The sequence below is a fragment of the Solihabitans fulvus genome (assembly GCF_008386585.1).
GTDB classification, from domain to species: Bacteria; Actinomycetota; Actinomycetes; order Mycobacteriales; family Pseudonocardiaceae; genus Solihabitans; species Solihabitans fulvus.
Genome location: NZ_VUOB01000037.1, coordinates 1 through 18274, shown reverse-complemented (window position 1 = coordinate 18274; position 18274 = coordinate 1). Strand labels below are relative to the sequence as shown.

Below are 18274 nucleotides of genomic sequence, written 5' to 3'. Positions count from 1 at the left end.
GGGTCCTTATGGGTGTGGCGAGTCAGTGGTGGTGTCCGGCACCGGGGTGGTGGCGATGCCGTTGATCAGCATTCGCAGGGACCAGGACATGCGCTCTTCCGGCGAGCCGGCCAGCAGGCTGGCGGCCAGGGCGTGCACGTGCGGGTGGGTTCGCTCGGAGACCTCGTGCAGGGCGTTGGTCAGGGCGTCCCAGTCAGCTGCGGCGTCGGCGAACTGCGCGCGGGTGGCGTGCTCGGCCGCGGTGGCGGTGGCGAACTGGAGCAACACGTCCACCCCGAAGGCGGCCTGCGCCGGCGGGACGTCTCCCTCGGCCAGCAGGGCCAGCAGGCGCTCCAGCAGGCGCAGGGAGTGCTCGCCGGTGGGGCGCGCGGTCAGGGCCGAGCGGGCCAGCGCGGGGTGCTGGAACAGCATCCTTGTGTAGGAGGTGAGGACTCCTGCGAGGCGCTCGCGCCAGTCGCCGACGCTCTCGGCCTGGTTCAGGTCGACCTCGCCGAGCAGCTCGTCCAGCACGGCGGCGTGCAGCTCGGCGGTGTTCGCCACGTACACGTAGAGCGAGGCGGGGCCGGTGTCCAGCTCCTGCGCGAGGCGCCGCATGGTCACCTTCTCCAGGCCCTCGGCGCGCAGCACGGCGACTGCGGTGGCGACAATCCCTGCCCTGGTCAGGGCCGGTTTCGCTGGTCGCTCCCGCCGGCTGAGCGGGGTCCTGGGTCGTGGTGTCATGCTCGCAGTCTAACGAACATGTTCGTTACGTGCATGTTCGTGGCGAATGTGTTCGTCACAGTCGCCAGTGGTCGGGTTCTAGGTCCGGGTTCGCCGGGTCAGGTTCGGCGGGCCAACAGGTAGGCCCTGCGCGTCGCGGCCTCGTGCGGGTAGTTGACGCGTTCCATCCGCATCTCGACCGTGAAACCGGTGTCCGCCAACAGGTCCGCGATGCGGGTGGGGTCGAGGAAGCGGAAGTCGACGTCCACGTCGTGGCCCCACCACTCGTCCAGGTGCCGGACCTCCTCGCCAACGTGGAAGGAGAGCAGCAGGAGACCGGCGGGGCGCAGCACCCGCCCCAGCTCCTCGAAGGCGCGACGAAGTTCCTGGGGCGCAAGGTGAATGATCGTGTAGAGGGCGACAGCCGCGCCGAACTCGCCGTCCCCGGCCGGCAGCGACAGCAGGTCGCCCTGTCGGAACTCCACCGCCGGGTAACGGTGTCGGCCCACCTCGACCATGCCGGCCGACAGGTCGACGCCGACCGTGCGCGCGCCGCGTTCGGCCAGCCAGGCCGCGACGTGGCCGGGGCCGCAGCCGAGGTCGGCGATCGGGGCGTCCGGTTCCGCCTGCTCAAGGAGGCTGGCCAGCAGGGCGCGGTCCAGCGGTTTGCCCGACAGCTCGTCACACAGCCTGGTGGCGTACTCCTCGGCCACGGTGTCGTAGCTCAACCGGACCCTGTCGTGATCCCCCATGCGGACCAGCCTGCCACGGCGACTACGCCGACACGAGCGTCGAATCCGTTGCCGTGCCGAGCAGTCCGCGCCGCGCGAGCACCGGGCGCACGCCCTCGCCGAACCAGTACGCCTCCTCAAGGTGCGGGTAGCCCGACAGCACGAACTCGTCGACGCCGACCGCGTGGTACTCCTCGATGAGGTCGGCGACCTCCTCGTGGCTGCCCACCAGCGCGGTGCCGGCCCCGCCGCGCACCAGGCCGACGCCGGCCCACAGGTTCGGGTGGATCTCCAGACCGCGCACGCCCTTGTCCAGGCCGCCGCCGTGCAGCGCGACCATCCGCTGTTGACCGACGGACTGGCTGGCGCGCAACTGTTCCTGCGCCCGCGCCACCTGTCCCGGATCCAGGGCGTCGAGCAGGCGCTTCGCCTCGGCCCACGCCTCAGCCGAGGTGTCGCGGCTGATCGTGTGCAGCCGCACGCCGAAACGGAGCCTGCGGCCCTGTTCCTCAGCGAGGGCACGGACCTTGCCGATCTTCTCGGCCACCTGCGCCGGGGGCTCGCCCCAGGTCAGGTAGACGTCGGCGCGGCGGGCCGCGACCGGGAGCGCGGCGGCCGAGGAACCGCCGAAGTACACGGCTGGCACCGGATCCGGCGGCGCCAGCAGGGTCGCGCCGGCGATCCGGTAGTGCGCGCCGGTGAAGTCGACCGGCGAGCCGGACCAGATCGATCGGACGATCGTCAGGAACTCGTCGGTGCGGGCGTAGCGCTGGTCGTGGTCGAGCCAGTCGCCGAACCGGCGCTGCTCCAGCTCGTCGCCGCCGGTCACCACGTTGAGCAGCAACCGACCCCGGGAGATCCGCTGGTAGGTCGCGGCCATCTGCGCGGCCAGCGTCGGGGAGATGAGACCTGGCCGGAACGCGACCAGGAACTTCAGCCGCGTGGTGCTGGCGATCAGCGCGGCGGTGGTCAGCCAGGCGTCCTCGCACCACGTGCCGGCCGGCGTCAGCACCCCGGTGAAGCCGAGGTGTTCCGCGGCGACCGCGACCTGGGCCAGGTAGTCGATGTCGGGACCGCGCTGCGCGGCCCCGCCGAGGGATTTGTTGGCGTGGAAGCGTTCGATCACGTTCCTGCCGTCCCCAGAGGTCGGGAGGAACCAGTGCAGCGTCAGGCTCATCTGCGCTCACTCACCCGGGTGAGTTTTCTCGCCACGTCAGGAGGAAGTCAACGGACGACGTCCCCGTCCCGAATCCTGGAAACGCCCTGACGACCAGAGCACCCGGAGGTTCCGCCGTGCACAACGCCCACCTGCTCGGGTTGCTGATCGCCGCGCTCGCCGTCACCGCGTTGGCGCGCAGGCTCAACTGGTCGGCCCCGCTGCTGCTCGTGGCCGTCGGGATGGTGGTGTCGTTCCTGCCCGGCGTGCCGCCGTTCGAACTGCACCCCGAACTGGTGCTCACGGTCGTGCTGCCGCCGCTGCTGTACTCGGCCGCGCTGGACAGCTCCTACCTGAGCCTCAAGGCCGCCGTCCGGCCGATCGTCGGCCTCGGCGTTGTGCTGGTGGTGGTGACGGCCTTCGCCGTCGGCTACGTCGTGCACCTGCTGATGCCCGGCCTGCCGTTCGCGGCGGCACTCGCGCTCGGCGCGGTCGTCGCACCGCCCGACGCGGTGACCGCGGCGGCCATCGGCCGCCAGCTCGGGCTGCCGCGCGGGCTGATGACGGTGCTCAGCGGCGAGAGCCTGGTCAACGACGCCGCCGCGCTGACGGTCTACAAGGTCGCCGTCGCGGCCGTCGTCGGCGCTGGCGGCTCGTTCGCGCGCGGTGTCGGGGTGTTCGGGCTCGCCACGGTGGTCGGCATCGCGCTCGGCCTCGTGCTCGGCTGGGCCGCACACGCCGTGCGGATGCGGCTCGGGGACACCTCGCTTGAGTCGGTGTTCGGGCTGACCGTGCCGTTCGCGGCCTACCTGATCGCCGAGGAGCTGCACGGCTCCGGCGTGCTCGCGGTGGTGGCCGCCGGGCTCGTGCTCGGGCACTTGTCGCCGCGCGCGAGCTTCGCCACCAGGTTGCAGGCGCAGACCGTGTGGAACACCGTGAACCTGCTGCTGGAGACGGTGGTCTTCGCGCTGATCGGGTTGCAGCTGCGCACCGTGCTGGACGGCCTGAACGCGTCCGGCGTCGCCCTGAACACGGTCGTCGGCAAGGCGCTGCTGGTGCTGCTCGCGGTGATCGTGATCAGGGTCGTCGCGGTGTTCGTGCTCGGCATGCTGCCGCGCGTCCCGCTGATCCCGCAGCGGCGCGACCGGCCGTCGTGGCGGGCGCTGCTGGTGATCTCCTGGACCGGGATGCGGGGCGTGGTGACGCTGGCCGCCGCCGCGGCCATCCCGCTGACCACCGACTCTGGCGCGCCGTTCCCCGGCAGGGAGACCATCGCGCTGGTCGCGTTCGTGGTCACCGTCGGCACGCTGCTCGTGCAGGGCCTGACCCTGCCGTGGCTGATCCGCAGGCTGGACGTGCGCGACCCCGGCGAGCGGGGACGGGACGCCGAGGCGGAGGCGAACGCCAGGGAGGCGGCCACCGCGGCGGCCATGGCGCGCTTCGACGAGCTCGTCGCGCCCGCCGCCGTGCAACTGCCGCCCGAGGTCGCCGCGAAGCTCAGCGAACGGCTGCGCGCGATGGAACGGATGCGGGCCAAGGTCGCGGCGCGGCGCCTCGAGCAGACCGACGACGAGGACGCCGACGGTCGGGCTGGCGCGTTCACCCGGCTGCGGCGCGAGCTGCTCAGCACCCAACGGGAGGCGCTGGTGGCCGAGCGGGACGCCGGCAGGCTCGACGACGAGGTGATGCGGCGGGTGCTGCGCGAACTAGACCTTGAGGAGGCCGCCCTGACCAGCTCGTGGCGGTCCCGGCTCTAGTCCGATGTGGACAGTGCCGCCGGAGCGGCACTGTCCACGCGGGCTGACGAGGTCAGCCCGTCATGCTGTGCCGGACGATGGTCTGCTCGCGGCCGGGGCCGACGCCGATCGCCGAGATGCGCGCGCCGGACAGCTCCTCGAGCCGCTCGACGTAGGCCCGCGCGTTGGCGGGCAACTCGTCGAAGGTGCGGCACTTGCTGATGTCCTCCCACCAGCCCGGCAGCTCCTCGTAGACCGGGACGGCGTGGTGCACGTCGGTCTGCGTCATCGGCATGTCGTCGACCCTGCGGCCGTCCACCTCGTAGGCGACGCAGACCGGGACCTTCTCGTGGCCCGACAACACGTCCAGCTTCGTGAGGAAGTAGTCGGTGATGCCGTTGACCCTGGCCGCGTAGCGGGCGATCACCGCGTCGAACCAGCCAGTGCGGCGGGACCGGCCGGTGGTGACGCCGAACTCGCCGCCGGTCTTGCGCAGCGTCTCGCCCATCTCGTCGTTCAGCTCCGTCGGGAACGGACCGGAGCCGACGCGGGTCGTGTACGCCTTGAGGATGCCGATCACCGTCGTGATCCTCGTCGGCCCGATGCCGGAACCGGCGGACGCGCCGCCCGAGGTCGGGTTCGACGAGGTGACGAACGGGTAGGTGCCGTGGTCGACGTCGAGCAGGGTGCCCTGCGAGCCCTCCAGCAGCACCGTCTCGCCGCGCTCAAGCGCCTGGTTGAGCAGCAGGCGGGTGTCTGCGATGCGGTCGGCGAACTTCGCGCCGTGCTCCAGCGCGCCGTCCACCACCTGGTTCGCGTCGAGCGCCTTGCGGTTGTAGACCTTGACCAGCACCTGGTTCTTGAAGTCCAGGGCGGCCTCGACCTTCTGCCGCAGGATCTTCTCGTCGAGCAGGTCCTGGGCACGGACGCCGACGCGGGCGATCTTGTCCTGGTAGCACGGGCCGATGCCGCGCCCGGTGGTGCCGATCTTGGCCTTGCCGAGGTAGCGCTCGGTGACCTTATCGATCGCCACGTGGTAGGGCATGATCAGGTGCGCGTCGGCCGAGATCAGCAGGCGGCTGGTGTCGACGTCCCTGGCCTCAAGGCCGGCCAGCTCGTCGAGCAGCACGCCGGGATCGACGACGACGCCGTTGCCGATGACGTTGGTCACCCCAGGCGTGAGGATGCCGGAAGGGATGAGGTGCAGGGCGAAGTTGTTGCCGTCCGGCAGCACCACGGTGTGGCCGGCGTTGTTGCCGCCCTGGTAGCGGACGACCCACTGAACGCTCTCACCGAGCAGGTCAGTGGCCTTGCCCTTGCCCTCGTCGCCCCACTGGGCGCCGATCAGCACGATGGCCGGCATGTGAAACTCCAAGGCGGTCGAAGAAGTTCGGGCAAATGCCGGTGACCAAGGGTAGACCAGGAGCTGATCGTGCGTGGAATCGTGCTGGCCTGCGGAAATGCGGGCGGCCACACCGAGTTGCCATCGTTCACCGAACGTGACGATCTGCGCCTCCAACGGGTGCCCGTCACGCCGGGAAAGGCTGACCTCGACCCGGTCCTGAGCGAGCTTGGTGACCTCCGTCTCGTCGTGGCCGGCACCGACGCCGACCTGGCCGCCGTGGTGCTGCGGCTGCTGCGCACCGAGCGGCTCGGCGAAATCCCGATCGGCTACCTGCCGGCCGACCACGACTCCGAGGTGGCCAAGCTGTGGGGCCTGTCGACGGACCCAGGGCGCGCGCTGGACGTGGCGCTTGGCGGCGAACCCGACCCGGTGCCGCTGGTCCGTGACGACGTCGGCGGGGTGCTGCTCGGGCTGGGCGTGATCGCGCCGGTGCGCGGGGTCGGCTACTGCGACGACAACCAGGTGCTGCGCGGACAGGCCGCGCGGGTGGAGGTCACCGCGGACCCGGACCGCAAGCTCGGGCTGGTCGTGCACGTGACGCGGCGGGGCCTGATCGGGCGGCGGACGACGACCACGCAGGGTCGGGCGTTTCAGGTCGGGTGCCTGCCGACGACCGTGACGTCCGACGGGGTGCGGCATCCGCGGCCCATGAACAAGTGGACCTGGTACCGACACACCGAGGACCTGCGACTCGTGCGCGGCCTGGCCTGACAGGGGCGGCTTGGCCTGTCAGGGCCACCTACCTGCGAAAACGCTCTCCCTACAGGGACACCCCCACCCCGAAAGACACCCCCACCCACCACGGGGGGTGAATTCCAGTGGTCGTCGCAACACGTGGTCGGTGTTAGGCGGCTGCAAGGAGTGTATGCAGACGCTCGGCTGGGGTTTCCCAGCCGAGCGTCTTGCGTGGGCGTCCGTTGAGTTCGGCGGCGACGGCGTCGAGGTCTTCGCGGCCGTGGACGGAGAGATCGGTGCCCTTGGGAAAGTACTGCCGGAGCAGCCCGTTCGTGTTCTCGTTCGAGCCGCGTTGCCAGGGGCTGGCCGGGTCGCAGAAGTAGACCGGGATGTCCGTGGCGAGGGTGAACTCGTGATGGCGTCCCATCTCGCTGCCCTGGTCCCAGGTCAGGGACCGGGTGAGGTGGGACGGCAGTGTCTTCATGGCCTCGACCAGCGCGTCGCGGACCAACTCGGTGGTACGGCCGTTGGACAGGTGCAGCAGCATCACGTACCGGGTGGAGCGTTCGACCAGGGTGCCGATGGCGGACCCGTTGTCCTTGCCGATGATGAGATCGCCTTCCCAATGCCCGGGGACGGCGCGGTCATCGACCTCGGCGGGTCGTTCGCTGATCATCACCATGGGGTGGCTGTAGCGGGGCTGACGCTGCTGGGCCAGGCGTCGGGGCTTGCGGCGGGCTCGGCCGGTGCGCAGGGCCTTGGCGAGTTCCCGGCGCAGTTCGCCCCGGCCTTGGACGTAGATGGCTTGGTAGATCGTCTCGTGGACCACGTGCATCTCCGGCCGGTCGGGGAAGTCCCTGTGCAGGTGCTGGACGATCTGTTCCGGGCTCCAGCGCTTGTTCAGACGCTCCTGCACGTACTGTCGCAGCTCCGGGTTCTGGGCAAGCTTCGCGGGCTTGGGACGCGGTCGGCGGGACTCGGCGCGTGCCTGGGCGGCGTGGGGGCGGTAGTCCCCGCTGGTCGGATGCGCGTTGCGCTTGAGTTCCCTGCTGATCGTGGAGGGATGACGGTTGAGCTGGACGGCGATCGTTCGGACGCCGGCTCCGGCCCGCCAGTGGTCGGCGATGTAGAGGCGTTCGTTCGCCGTCAGGTGCCGAGAGGCAGAAATGACCCGCTCAGCCAGCGCTGTGTGTGCTGTCTGGGCGGGTCGTCTCTTCGTGGGGTTGGTGCCGTTCTTCGTGGGGTTGGTGCCGTTGCGCCAGCGCTTGCCGGTCCGGCGGTTGATGCCGACGATCCGGCAGGCTTCCCGGCTGCTCACACCTTGATCCACAAGCCGGAAGTATTCCTCCCGCTCCCGGACCAGCTTCTTGCGTCCCTGTGGCGTGCGGATCTTGCGTATCTCGAAGGCCATCGCATCCCCAAAAGTCGGGTGTTGCGATGACCGCTAGAACTCAAGGGGGCACTGCCCTTGGCCAGTCTATTCGCGGTCCATGGTCGGGGGTGGCGATTTGTGGTCGGCTGTGGATAGCGGGGGCGGTTGTGGATAACGGGGGCTCAGGCACCTGATTCTTGAGTCGTTGCCGAGGTACTCCCGTTGAGCGCGGCGGCAAGTTGCGCGGCACCACGCTTGGCCGGCAGGGGAAAGGTGAGCTTCACAGCGTTGGCCTGGCCATCAATCGTCAGCAGTAGCCGTGCGACGATCAATAGGTTCGCCGGCTCGTTGGTGTGCAGCAACTGGCGTGGCAGGCTCCACGCGACCTTCTTGATGGGCCGTCCGCTGAGTTTGTGCTCTTCGAAAAAGAGCAATCGACGGTCAGTCAGCGCAATGTAGAACTTCTTCGGCGAGGTGAGCACCATGACAGCACTGCCGAACGCTACGCCGACCGCGGCTGCGGCTGCGGCGCTGGCAAGATTCTGCTTCACCGGGATGATGCCCACCATCGCCAAGGTGGTGATCTCAATATTCTCATCGACCTCAAGGAATGGTGTCACCACCTCAATCGTGCGCCGTTCGAGCATGCCCACAGCCGCCCCCAGGTATAGTCAGGTTAAGTTTCACCACAATATAGCCAAGGGCGCGGGTACCTCGAAAGTCACATCTTGATCTCGATGATCCAGATCAGATATTCGCTGGCGCGCATCTCATCCGACATGCGTTGCTGGCGTATTTCCGATGTGATCACGTTCTATCCCCTATCCCCGGCTGTGGGCAACCGGGGCGGTTGTGGATAACTCGCGAGGGGGCCGGCTCAGGCCGGCGGCACCTCACGAGTGAGCGGCGGAAGGGCCGCCGTCGCCTCGCTGCGGCTCAGGCCGGTGGCCTGCAAGAGGTCCACGGCCACGGACCGGATCTGGGCGAGCACCACGCGCATGGAGAAGCCTCCGCCGCCGAGGGTGGCCGCCGTGGTGGCGCGCGCGGCGTCTCGGACCGCCGCTCTGGCCTTCGTGGGCTCGGCGCCCTCGGCCAGCTCTGTGCGCAGCTGGTCCACGGCGTCGGCGTAGCACCGCAGAACATCCGGCAGGGCCTCGGGCACCTCCTCGCCGTCCCGCAGCGCTGCCAGCGCCCTGCGGGCCAGCACGCGGGTGTTGCGCAGCGCGTAGTCGACCGGCACCAGCGCGGCCTGGTAGCGACCAAGCTCGTCGCGGCGCTTCCAGCGGATGGGCGCGATGGCGGCGATCTCGCTGCCGGTCTGGAGCGCGGAACGGAAGTCCTCGATGCCGGCCTGGCTGGTGCGCAGCCGCGTCAGCACGGCCGCAGCCTGCACGCCGTCGCGCTCGGCGACGGCGTCCGCGAGGCCGCGCAGCGCGGCGGCCAGCTCGCCAAGCACGACCTTGCCCTGGCGGTGCGCCACGGTGATCGGGTTGGCCGGCAGCAGGGCGGCGACGGCGAGGCCGACCAGGCCACCGATCAGCGCGTCCACCATGCGGTTCAGGCCGCCGGTGGAGCTCGGCGGCAGCAGCGTGGCCACCAGCACCGCCGAGGACGCCGACTGGAGGGCGATCACGGCCCCGCCGTCGAGCAGCACGGCCGCGGACATGGCCAGCGCCACGACCAGCGCGATCTGCCACGGTCCCGAGCCGATCGCGGAGATCAGGACATCGCCAACGCCGATGCCGACCGAGACGCCGACGACGAGTTCGACCACACGCCGCAGCCGCTGGCCCAGCGACACCCCGAGGCAGACCACCGCGGCGATGGGCGCGAAGAACGGGCGCGGGTGGCCGATCAGGTTGTTGGCAACCAGCCACGCGAGGCCTGCGGCGAGCGCGGCCTGCCCGATCGGCAGCGCGGTCCGCTGCCACCGCCGCAACCGCCGGACCAGTTCCGTGCGCACGCTCTTCACGGCGGTCATTCTCACCCGGCCGGCGACCGGTGGCCGGACCCGGTCAGGCCGGGAAGCGCCCGGAGCGTCGCGCCGTGGGTCGAGGGCCGCGCTTGTGTCATGAAGGGCGCCTTCGGGGTGTCGCGAAGGCGTCCTTCATGACGCGCGAGGGTGCGGGTCAGGCCAGGCCGAGTGCGGCGGGGGCCTCGGGGTCGCTGTCGGCGAGGAACGTCCGGCAGCGGTCGTACTCCTCGGTGTCGCCGATCTCGCCCGCGGCGCGGGCCAGGGCGGCGAGTGCGCGCAGGAAGCCCTGGTTCGGGCGGTGGCTCCACGGCACCGGGCCGTGCCCCTTCCAGCCGGACCGGCGCAGCTGGTCGAGGCCGCGGTGGTAGCCGGTGCGGGCGTACGCGTAGGCCGCGACCGGGTCGCCCGCCGTCAGCGCCGCCTCGGCCAGCCTGCCCCACGCCTCGCTGAAGTCCGGCCAGGTGCGCGCCACCTGCGCCGGGTCGGTGCCGCCGTCGATGGCGGCCTGGGGCTCGGGGCGCTCGGGCAGCCGGGTCGGCTCCGGGCCGAGCAGGTCCTGGTGCAAGGTCATGGCCCCATCGTGCCGTACCGCGCCCCGGCGGCCGTCGGCTCAGGGGGCGAGGCTTCCGAGGCGAGGCTGCGGGGGCGAGGCTGCGGGGGCGGGGCTCAGCGGATGAGCAGCGTGGCCATCACCCCGACCACTCCGGCCAGCGTCAGCACCATCGCCGACACCAGCACCGCGGCGATCACGCGCTTGCTCATCACCAGGAGTCCTCCATCCGGCCGTTCGATCCGGCGCACCCTGCTCCAGCGGGGCCCACCGTGGCAACGAACACCACCCACTCGTGCGGGTGATTTTGGAATTCCGCAGGTCGGCGACACCCCTAGGGGGCATCCTTGGGGGAATTTCAGGGCAGGGTGCCCTGTTCGGCCGGTGAGCGTGCGGGGATGATGTTCGCGTGACAGCAGGGCAGCAGGTCGAGCCGAAGCGCGGCCTCGTGGCATTACTCAAGGAACAGGCGCGGCTGTACTGGACGCGCGGCGAGGCCGGCAGGGAGACTCCGGCGCCGCTGGTGGTCACGCTCTACCTGGCCTGGCTGCTCGCCTTCCTCGGCAAGCTGCTCGGCTCGTCCTGGGACGTGTCCTGGCACTTCAAGTGGCTACGCGACGACCTCGCGCCGCCGCACCTGCTCAACACCGCCGGCACCGGCCTGGCGATCCTGCTGGTCGTCTTCCACACCTTCACCGGCTACGGCGCCGACAAGACGACCCTGCGGCTGATGCAGTGGGGCATGGGCGTTTTCATCATCGCCGCCCCGCTCGACGTGATCAAACACCGGGTCAGCGGCCTCGACCTGACGTCGTGGAGCCCGTCGCACGCGATGCTCTACCTGGGCACCGCGATCATGCAGGCCGGTGTCGTGCTCGGCTGGCTGCGGTTCTTCCCGCGTAGGCCACTGGTCCCGCTGGTCGACTGGAAATGGGTCGGTTTCCTGGCCAAGCGCGCCTACGCGGTCGGCCTCGGCACGCTGTTCTTCTTCTACTTCGAGAACGTGTGGTTCCCCAACGGGCAGCAGGAGTACGGCGTGCTGGAGATCGCCTCCTGGGACCGGGGCGCGCCGTACGCGGAGCCGAGCCTGTTGACCTTCGCCGCCAACCAACTCGGCCACCCGGTGAACCGGGATTCGTTGCTGCACTTCGCACTGCCGATTCCGTCGTACGTGTATCCCGTGTGGTCGCTGGCGTTCTGCTCGCTGGTGCTCGTGGTGGCGCGGGGCCTGATGAACGGCGCGTGGTCCGCGACGATCGTGGCCGCCGCGTACGTGGCCTACCGCTGCCTGATCTGGCCGATCCTGGTCGGCACGAGCTTCCCGCCGTCCGCGGTGCCGTTCTTCGCGATCTTCCTCGGCCTCGCCGTTGACCTCGCCTACCGGCTGCGGCTCGGCGCGGCGGCCGTCGCGTGCCTCGGCGGCGCGCTGCTCACGGCTCTCGGCTACGGCGCGCTGTGGGCGCAGTCGCGGGTGATCGTCGCCCCGCCGCTGGACTACCGCACGATTCCGGTGACGCTGGTGCTGTTGGTGGCGCTGTGGTTCGGCGTCGACAGGCTCTCGACGCGCTGGGCGAAGGCCGCCCGCGTGTGATGGCCGTCCGCGCGTGAACGCCGTCCGGACATGACGAAGGGCGCCATCGGGACCGTTCGAGGTCCTGATGGCGCCCTTCGTGGCACGGCGCGGGGAAGGTCAGCCGGCGATCATGCGGCCAGCGGACTTGAGGTGCTCGCACGCCTGGGCGATGCGGGCGGCCATGCCCTGCTCGGCGGCCTTGAGGTAGCTGCGCGGGTCGTAGAGCTTCTTGTTGCCGACCTCGCCGTCGATCTTCAGCACGCCCTCGTAGTTGCGGAACATGTGGTCGACGATCGGCCGGGTGAACGCGTACTGCGTGTCCGTGTCGATGTTCATCTTCACCACGCCGTAGGTCAGCGCCTCGTGGATCTCCTCGAGCAGCGAGCCGGAGCCGCCGTGGAAGACGAGGTCGAAGGGCTTGGAGCCGGCCGGCAGGCCCAGCTTCTCGGACACCACGTCCTGGCCCTGCTTGAGCACCTCGGGGCGCAGCTTCACGTTGCCCGGCTTGTACACGCCGTGCACGTTGCCGAAGGTCGCGGCGAGCAGGTAGCGGCCCTTCTCGCCGCTGCCGAGCGCGTCCAGCGTCCGCAGGTAGTCCTCGGCGGTGGTGTAGAGCTTGTCGTTGATCTCGTTGGCGACGCCGTCCTCCTCGCCGCCGACGACGCCGATCTCGACCTCGAGCACGATGTTCGCCTTCGAGGTCTGCGCGAGCAGCTCGGCGGCGATCTGGAGGTTTTCCTCGATGGGCACGGCGGAGCCGTCCCACATGTGGGACTGGAACAGCGGGTTCCTGCCGGCGGCCACGCGCTCCTGGCTGATCGCCACGAGCGGGCGGACGAAACCGTCCAGCTTGTCCTTGGGGCAGTGGTCGGTGTGCAGCGCCACGTTGACCGGGTACTTCTCGGCAACGACGTGGGCGAACTCCGCAAGGGAGACAGCGCCGGTCACCATGTCCTTGACCTTGGTGCCGGAGAGGAACTCCGCACCACCGGTCGAGACCTGGATGATTCCGTCGCTCTCGGCCTCGGCAAAACCACGGAGCGCCGCGTTGAGCGTCTCCGACGAGGTCACGTTGATCGCGGGGTAGGCGAACTCGTTCGCCTTGGCGCGGTCAAGCATCTCGGCGTAGACCTCGGGGGTTGCGATGGGCATCGGAAGTCCTCCTCAGGGTGCCCGGGGCGCCGTGTTCCGCTGCATCCTACGAGGCCCCGGGTCACACCGATCACACGGCGGCAACTCTTCGTAACCTCGCCGCGTTCGCGGGCGCAGCCGATGCCGCCGGCCGGCGCAGCGACGTGGGCGCGACGGCGCGCCGAGGAGCAGACTGGAGGCATGGCTACAGCACGCTGGAACGGCGCGGTCATCGCGGAGAGCGACCAGACGGAAATGGTCGAGGGGAACCACTACTTCCCACTCGACTCGGTGCACGTGCAGTACCTGCGGCCGTCGGACACCACGACGGTCTGCCCGTGGAAGGGCACCGCCAGTTACTACACGCTGCACGTCGACGGCAAGGAGAACATCGACGCGGCCTGGTTCTACCCGGAGCCGAAGCCGGAGGCCGCGCAGATCAAGGACTACGTGGCGTTCTGGAACGGCGTGGAGATCACCGCGTGACGGTGTGATCCAGGTGACCACCGGTCCCGGCTCGACGACCTGTCCCACCCGTTGAGCCGGGACATATCGTCCTTGTCATGACGAAGCTTGGAACATCGGACCTCGACGTCTTCCCGCTCTGCCTCGGCGGCAACGTGTTCGGCTGGACGGCCGACCGGGAGCAGTCCTTCGCCGTGCTCGACGCGTACGCGGCCACTGGCGGCAACTTCGTCGACACCGCCGACGTCTACTCGGCCTGGGCGCCTGGCAACTCCGGCGGCGAGTCCGAGACGATCATCGGCGAGTGGCTGGCCGCGCGCGGCAACCGCGACGACGTCGTGGTGGCCACGAAGGTCGGCATGCTCGACGGGCTCACCACCCTGTCCTCGGCGAACATCCGCACCGCGGCGGAGAACTCGCTACGGCGGCTTGGCGTCGACCACATCGACCTCTACTACGCGCACCAGGACGACGCGGGCACCCCACTTGAGGAGACGCTGAGCGCGTTCGACGCGCTGGTCCGCGACGGCAAGGTGCGGCACATCGCCGCGTCCAACTTCACGCCGGCGCGGCTGTCGGAGTCGCTCGCGGTGTCCGCCCGCGAGGGCCTCGCGTCCTATGTCGCCCTGCAACCGCACTACAACCTGGTCGAGCGGGCGGGCTACGAGCAGGAGCTGGCCACTGTGGTCGCCGACGCGAAGCTGTCGGCGGTGCCGTACTTCTCGCTGGCCAAGGGCTTCCTGACCGGCAAGTACCGGCCCGGTGTCGAGGTGGACAGCCCGCGCGCCCGCGGCGCAGGCGCCTATCTCGACGAGCGCGGCGGGCGGGTGCTGGCCGCGCTGGACGAGATCGCAGCGGCGCACGACACGACGGTCGCCGCCGTGTCGCTGGCGTGGCTGGCGGCGCAGCCGACGGTCGCCGCCCCGATCGCCAGCGCGCGGACCCCCGAGCAGCTCGCCGAGCTGCTGCCGGTGGCCTCGCTAACCCTCACGGGAGCTGAGCTCGGCCGGCTGGACGCGGCCAGCAGCTGAGGCGTTCCCGCCGCGCCGCCGACCTGTTTCGGGCGTGGCTCAGCGGGCCGGGAGCCAGTCCCGGCCCGCCGGGATCTCTACCGACTCACCAGTAGCTTACTGGCAGTAGGTTGGGCTAGCGTGCCTACTCGGACGAGGTTTTCGCACCGGGATTCCGAGGAGGTCGCTGTGCGCGCACGCGGTAGGGCTGACGTGACCGGCAAGGTGGTGCTGATCACCGGCGCCGCGCGAGGCATCGGCGCCGAGGTGGCCCGCAGGCTGGCCAGGCAGGGTGCCAGGCTCGCCCTGGTCGGCCTCGAGGGCGAGCAGCTCCGCGAGGTGGCCGCGCAGTGCGGCGGCGACGCGGCCGCGTGGGAGGCCGACGTCACCGACCCGGCCGCGCTGGAGCACGCCGTCGCCGGGGTGGTCGAGCGCTTCGGCGGCATCGACGTGGTGGTCGCCAACGCCGGCATCGCCGCGACCGGGTTCGTCCGCTCGATCGACCCCGCCGCGTTCGACCGCGTCATCGAGGTGAACCTGCTCGGCGTCTGGCGGACCGTGCGGGCCTGCCTGCCGCAGCTGATCGAGCGGCGCGGCTACTGCCTGGTGGTGTCCTCGCTCGCCTCGATCGTGCACGTGCCGGGCAACGCCGCGTACTCGGCGGCCAAGGCGGGCTGCGAGGCGTTCGCCAACAGCCTGCGCGCCGAGGTGCGGCACCTCGGCGTCGACGTCGGCGTCGCCTACTTCTCGTGGATCTCCACGGACATGGTCAACAGCGCCGACCAGCACCCCGTGTTCGGGCCAATCCGCACCGGCATGCCCGGCCTGGCCAGCAGGACCTACCCGGTCTCCGCCGTCGGCAAGGCGGTCGTCGGCGGGATCGCGCGGCGATCGAAGTCGGTGTACGTGCCGGGCTGGATCGGCGCGCTCAAGCTGTTCCGCGCGCTCGCGCCCGGCGTGGTCGACCGGCAGGCGGCGAAGTTCGTGCCGGCCGCGGACAAGGCCGCCGTGCGCGACATCGAGGAACGCGGCGCCGAGGCGGCGTCCCGGCCCGTCGGCCCCGGCGGCGCGGCGGCGGTCGGCGGGAGCTAGGTGTACTGGCCTGCGTCAGGCGAGCAGGCGGCCGGTGAGGGCCTGCCACTCGCGGACGCGGGTCTCGGCGACGACGGCCGCGGGCGTGTACGGGTCGGCGGCCAGGATCTCGCGCAGCTCGGCCTCGTCGGCCACCTCGTAGACGAGCATCGCGCCGGCGTCGTCGGCCCACGGGCCCGCGAGAAGCAACACATCGCGGTCGGCCAGCTCGCGCAGGTACTCGCGGTGCCTTGGCCGCACTGCGAGGCGCTCCTCGCGGTTGTCGCCGAACACCAGCTCCACCACGAACTTCGCCATGTCAGCTCCCTGTGCGGACCAATCGGACCATCGGCACGCTACCTGTCGGCGGGACACGACCCGACACCCGCGCCACCCAGGTACCCGGTCGTGGCGCGCGGGGAGCGGTTCGTTGGGTAACGTCATCCCCGTGGTGGGACCCCAGGAACAATCCGGCGGAGGCGCGCAGTACAGCGTGGAGAACACGCTGAGCCACTTGCGAGTGCTCGACGGCACACCCGCGCCGGCGACCACGCCGTTGACCCTGGAAGACCTGTACCGGCAACACCGGATGCGGCTGGTCCGGTTGGCGCTGCTGCTCGTCGACGAGCCCGCGACCGCCGAGGACGTGGTGCAGGAGGCGTTCACCGGGCTGCACCGCAACTGGGGCGGGCTGCGCGACGCCCAGGCCGCGCTCGGCTACCTGCGCACCGCCGTGGTGAACGGGTCGCGCAGCGTGCTGCGCCGCCGCAAGACGGCGCGGGACTACACGCCGCCGCACGCGGTGAACGCGCGCTCGGCCGAGAGCCTGGCGATGCTGACCGCCGAACACCAGGCCGTCGTCGCGGCGCTCGGCCAGCTGCCGCCGAGGCAGCGCGAGGTGTTGGTGCTGCGCTACTACGGCGACCTGTCCGAGGCCGAGATCGCCGAGGCGACCGGCATCTCCAAGGGCACCGTGAAGTCGACCGCGAGCCGCGCCCTAGACGCGCTCCAGAAGATCATGGCCGGCCGATAGCGCTGAAGGCCTGCGGTACTGCCACACGCTTGTCGTGGCAGGGCACCAAGATCGTCGACGGTCGATAGCAGTTTGCGACCTTGTGACCGTAGCTAGGCGACCACTTCGGGTGACAGAGTGACGCCATGCGCCAGGACTGGGTCTGGGACGGCGGGCAGCCGAGCGTCAGTCTGGTGAACACCCTGCGGGACCGGTCGAGGCGGCGGCGCGACCTGCTGCTGGAACCGGCCGACCTGGCGGAGTGGTTCGAGCTGGCCGGGTTGCTGGCCGAGCCCGCCAGGGTCACCGCCGACCACCTGGCCTCGGCGCGCGAGTTACGCGAGGCCGTCGACCGGACCAGCCTCGCGCTGGCCGCAGGTCGGCCCGTCGACCGCGCCGACCTGCGCGTCATCAACCGGCACGCGTGGGCGCACCGCCAGCCGCCGCCACAGCTGCGGATGGACGCCGACGGCGTGCTGCGGGCCCATCGCGCGGCCGTCGGCGACCCGGTCGCCGCGGCGCTCGGCGCGGTCGCGGCGGACGCCGTCGCCCTGCTCGCCGAGCCGGACCGGCCGAGGGTGCAGGTGTGCGCAGCCGAGGACTGCGACATCCGGTTCGTGGACGACTCCCCGGCCGGCAACCGCCGCTGGTGCTCCCGGCGACACGCGATGCGGCGGATGCGCAGCGCCTGACCAAATCTCACCGGCCGCGCCGGCCGTTCCGGTCATCGAGCAGGAAGGCCAGCACGCGCTGGGCGACGACGGGTGCTGTCTTGCCCTCGGGACCGAAATGCTGGAGTCCGTCCAGGGTTTCGAGGGTGGCGTCCCGCAGGGCGTCGCGCAGGGCCGCGGTCGGCTCGGTGGTCCCCGGCGCGCTGCGGCCGCCGCACAGCAGGAGGGTGGGGACGGTGACCCCGGCGAACTCGGCGGGGCGCCCAGGGTCGGCGGCGAGTTGCATAGCCTCGGCCAGGTGTGCCGCGATGAGCTGCTTGGCGTACTTCCTGCTCGGCGACGGGAAGGCCAAACGCAGCACCAGCCGCAGGTACCAGCGTGGCATCGCGGTGATCGCGCGGGGCGCGACGCCCGCGCCCTTGATGAAGCACGCGAACGCGCCGTAGGCGTCGTCGGCGGCCAGCCTCTCGCGGTAGGCGGAGATCCAGCCAGTGGGGGCGGGGGTGGTGGACAGGGCGGGCTCGTACAGGGCGATCCGCTCGAACACGGTCGACACCCTGGCGGCCTCCAGGGCCACGCGCCCGCCGTAGCTGTGGCCGAACGCCCAGCGCGCCCCGGTGTCCGCTTGGACGGCGAGCAGATCCTCCACCTCCGTGCGGAAGCTGTAGTCGGGGCCCTGCGGGCCACTGGCGCCGCGTCCCCGGCGGTCGATGACGTGCACCGTGCAGGAGGGGGCCATCGCGTGGGCCAGCGGCAGGTAGTCCTGCGCGTGGCGGAAGCCCCCGCCGATCAGGATGATGCCGGGGCCTGTCCCCACCGTGTGGTAGCTGATCGGCGTGCCGTCCGCCGAGGTCACCGTGCGCGGGCCGCTCACCGAGTGTTGGGTCGTCTGGCTCATGGGATTCTCTTCTCTCGCTTGAGGGCTTCGAGCGTGTCGGGCAGTGCTCAGAGTCGGCCAGCCCGCTGACCGTCCACGCACCACCCGCTGACCAAAGCCCGTCAGGCGGGAGCTTTTTCACTTCGTGACGGTGCGGGGTGTGCG

The 18274-nt window shown here is 70.7% G+C and carries 19 protein-coding genes; 8 read left to right on the top strand and 11 right to left on the bottom strand.

All coding sequences use genetic code 11. The features are described from left to right. Positions 1 to 6 precede the first annotated feature (6 nt). From F0L68_RS20370 to F0L68_RS20360, 3 genes are all read right to left on the bottom strand, one after another. Entirely contained in the window at positions 7 to 720 is a 714-nt protein-coding gene (locus tag F0L68_RS20370; protein ID WP_149851214.1) for a TetR/AcrR family transcriptional regulator, read from the bottom strand. Positions 721 to 818: 98 nt separating this feature from the next. Further along, a complete protein-coding gene (locus F0L68_RS20365; protein ID WP_149851213.1) occupies positions 819 to 1451 on the bottom strand; it encodes a class I SAM-dependent methyltransferase in 633 nt (210 codons plus the stop codon). Between the two features lie 22 nt (positions 1452 to 1473). Then, entirely contained in the window at positions 1474 to 2607 is a 1134-nt protein-coding gene (locus F0L68_RS20360) for an LLM class flavin-dependent oxidoreductase (RefSeq protein ID WP_149851212.1), read from the bottom strand. Positions 2608 to 2723: 116 nt separating this feature from the next. On the opposite strand from F0L68_RS20360, the gene F0L68_RS20355 reads away from it, so the two are divergent. Then, the gene (locus F0L68_RS20355) at positions 2724 to 4343 is read left to right on the top strand and encodes a Na+/H+ antiporter (RefSeq protein ID WP_223198978.1); all 1620 of its coding nucleotides are present in this window, start codon (positions 2724 to 2726) and stop codon (positions 4341 to 4343) included. Positions 4344 to 4395: 52 nt separating this feature from the next. Here the strand turns inward: F0L68_RS20355 and F0L68_RS20350 are convergent, their stop codons facing one another. Further along, positions 4396 to 5685 (bottom strand): adenylosuccinate synthase, encoded by a 1290-nt coding sequence (locus F0L68_RS20350; protein ID WP_149851211.1) that lies wholly within the window; start codon positions 5683 to 5685, stop codon positions 4396 to 4398. A 69-nt stretch (positions 5686 to 5754) separates the two neighbouring features. Between F0L68_RS20350 and F0L68_RS20345 the strand changes: the two genes are divergently transcribed. Then, positions 5755 to 6438, top strand: a complete 684-nt coding sequence (locus tag F0L68_RS20345) for a hypothetical protein (protein ID WP_149851210.1) — start codon at positions 5755 to 5757, stop codon at positions 6436 to 6438. Positions 6439 to 6571: 133 nt separating this feature from the next. On the opposite strand, the gene F0L68_RS20340 is transcribed toward F0L68_RS20345, so the two are convergent. The 4 genes from F0L68_RS20340 to F0L68_RS20325 all read right to left on the bottom strand — a co-directional run bounded on the left by F0L68_RS20340 (position 6572) and on the right by F0L68_RS20325 (position 10320). After that, positions 6572 to 7720 carry an IS30 family transposase gene (locus F0L68_RS20340; RefSeq protein WP_438672300.1) on the bottom strand — a complete coding sequence of 383 codons (1149 nt, stop codon included), beginning with the start codon at positions 7718 to 7720 and terminating at the stop codon, positions 6572 to 6574. Between the two features lie 236 nt (positions 7721 to 7956). Further along, a complete protein-coding gene (locus F0L68_RS20335) occupies positions 7957 to 8427 on the bottom strand; it encodes a hypothetical protein (RefSeq protein WP_149851208.1) in 471 nt (156 codons plus the stop codon). Positions 8428 to 8651: 224 nt separating this feature from the next. Next, the gene (locus F0L68_RS20330; protein ID WP_188316699.1) at positions 8652 to 9755 is read right to left on the bottom strand and encodes an FUSC family protein; all 1104 of its coding nucleotides are present in this window, start codon (positions 9753 to 9755) and stop codon (positions 8652 to 8654) included. A 148-nt stretch (positions 9756 to 9903) separates the two neighbouring features. Further along, positions 9904 to 10320 carry a DUF3151 domain-containing protein gene (locus F0L68_RS20325; RefSeq protein WP_149851207.1) on the bottom strand — a complete coding sequence of 139 codons (417 nt, stop codon included), beginning with the start codon at positions 10318 to 10320 and terminating at the stop codon, positions 9904 to 9906. 388 nt (positions 10321 to 10708) lie between these two features. Between F0L68_RS20325 and F0L68_RS20320 the strand changes: the two genes are divergently transcribed. Beyond that, positions 10709 to 11890 carry a hypothetical protein gene (locus F0L68_RS20320; protein WP_149851206.1) on the top strand — a complete coding sequence of 394 codons (1182 nt, stop codon included), beginning with the start codon at positions 10709 to 10711 and terminating at the stop codon, positions 11888 to 11890. Between the two features lie 99 nt (positions 11891 to 11989). Here F0L68_RS20320 and fbaA read toward each other — a convergent pair whose 3' ends face one another. Further along, on the bottom strand, positions 11990 to 13024 hold the full coding sequence (fbaA, locus tag F0L68_RS20315) for a class II fructose-bisphosphate aldolase (RefSeq protein ID WP_149851205.1): 1035 nt from the start codon (positions 13022 to 13024) through the stop codon (positions 11990 to 11992). A gap of 180 nt (positions 13025 to 13204) precedes the next feature. Here fbaA and F0L68_RS20310 point away from each other — a divergent pair, with 180 nt between their 5' ends. The 3 genes from F0L68_RS20310 to F0L68_RS20300 all read left to right on the top strand — a co-directional run bounded on the left by F0L68_RS20310 (position 13205) and on the right by F0L68_RS20300 (position 15570). Continuing rightward, on the top strand, positions 13205 to 13489 hold the full coding sequence (locus tag F0L68_RS20310) for a DUF427 domain-containing protein (RefSeq protein WP_149851204.1): 285 nt from the start codon (positions 13205 to 13207) through the stop codon (positions 13487 to 13489). 77 nt (positions 13490 to 13566) lie between these two features. Continuing rightward, positions 13567 to 14499, top strand: coding sequence for an aldo/keto reductase (locus F0L68_RS20305; protein ID WP_149851203.1), 933 nt, complete (start codon positions 13567 to 13569; stop codon positions 14497 to 14499). A 168-nt stretch (positions 14500 to 14667) separates the two neighbouring features. Then, positions 14668 to 15570 (top strand): SDR family oxidoreductase, encoded by a 903-nt coding sequence (locus tag F0L68_RS20300; RefSeq protein ID WP_149851202.1) that lies wholly within the window; start codon positions 14668 to 14670, stop codon positions 15568 to 15570. Between the two features lie 15 nt (positions 15571 to 15585). Here the strand turns inward: F0L68_RS20300 and F0L68_RS20295 are convergent, their stop codons facing one another. Next, positions 15586 to 15867 (bottom strand): YciI family protein, encoded by a 282-nt coding sequence (locus F0L68_RS20295; protein WP_149851201.1) that lies wholly within the window; start codon positions 15865 to 15867, stop codon positions 15586 to 15588. A gap of 130 nt (positions 15868 to 15997) precedes the next feature. Here F0L68_RS20295 and F0L68_RS20290 point away from each other — a divergent pair, with 130 nt between their 5' ends. Beyond that, positions 15998 to 16582 (top strand): SigE family RNA polymerase sigma factor, encoded by a 585-nt coding sequence (locus F0L68_RS20290; protein ID WP_223198977.1) that lies wholly within the window; start codon positions 15998 to 16000, stop codon positions 16580 to 16582. Between the two features lie 125 nt (positions 16583 to 16707). After that, a complete protein-coding gene (locus F0L68_RS20285; protein ID WP_149851199.1) occupies positions 16708 to 17253 on the top strand; it encodes a CGNR zinc finger domain-containing protein in 546 nt (181 codons plus the stop codon). A gap of 7 nt (positions 17254 to 17260) precedes the next feature. On the opposite strand, the gene F0L68_RS20280 is transcribed toward F0L68_RS20285, so the two are convergent. Continuing rightward, positions 17261 to 18130 carry an alpha/beta fold hydrolase gene (locus F0L68_RS20280; RefSeq protein ID WP_149851198.1) on the bottom strand — a complete coding sequence of 290 codons (870 nt, stop codon included), beginning with the start codon at positions 18128 to 18130 and terminating at the stop codon, positions 17261 to 17263. Between the last annotated feature and the right edge of the window lie 144 nt (positions 18131 to 18274).

Excerpts from the sequence above, each read along its gene's own strand:
- fbaA (WP_149851205.1), bottom strand. The coding sequence starts at position 13,024 with ATGCCCATCGCAACCCCCGAGGTCTACGCCGAGATGCTTGACCGCGCC.
- F0L68_RS20310 (WP_149851204.1), top strand. The coding sequence starts at position 13,205 with ATGGCTACAGCACGCTGGAACGGCGCGGTCATCGCGGAGAGCGACCAG.
- F0L68_RS20295 (WP_149851201.1), bottom strand. The coding sequence starts at position 15,867 with ATGGCGAAGTTCGTGGTGGAGCTGGTGTTCGGCGACAACCGCGAGGAG.
- F0L68_RS20370 (WP_149851214.1), bottom strand. The coding sequence starts at position 720 with ATGACACCACGACCCAGGACCCCGCTCAGCCGGCGGGAGCGACCAGCG.
- F0L68_RS20360 (WP_149851212.1), bottom strand. The coding sequence starts at position 2,607 with ATGAGCCTGACGCTGCACTGGTTCCTCCCGACCTCTGGGGACGGCAGG.
- F0L68_RS20325 (WP_149851207.1), bottom strand. The coding sequence starts at position 10,320 with ATGACCTTGCACCAGGACCTGCTCGGCCCGGAGCCGACCCGGCTGCCC.
- F0L68_RS20350 (WP_149851211.1), bottom strand. The coding sequence starts at position 5,685 with ATGCCGGCCATCGTGCTGATCGGCGCCCAGTGGGGCGACGAGGGCAAG.
- F0L68_RS20305 (WP_149851203.1), top strand. The coding sequence starts at position 13,567 with ATGACGAAGCTTGGAACATCGGACCTCGACGTCTTCCCGCTCTGCCTC.
- F0L68_RS20330 (WP_188316699.1), bottom strand. The coding sequence starts at position 9,755 with ATGACCGCCGTGAAGAGCGTGCGCACGGAACTGGTCCGGCGGTTGCGG.
- F0L68_RS20365 (WP_149851213.1), bottom strand. The coding sequence starts at position 1,451 with ATGGGGGATCACGACAGGGTCCGGTTGAGCTACGACACCGTGGCCGAG.
- F0L68_RS20280 (WP_149851198.1), bottom strand. The coding sequence starts at position 18,130 with ATGAGCCAGACGACCCAACACTCGGTGAGCGGCCCGCGCACGGTGACC.
- F0L68_RS20285 (WP_149851199.1), top strand. The coding sequence starts at position 16,708 with ATGCGCCAGGACTGGGTCTGGGACGGCGGGCAGCCGAGCGTCAGTCTG.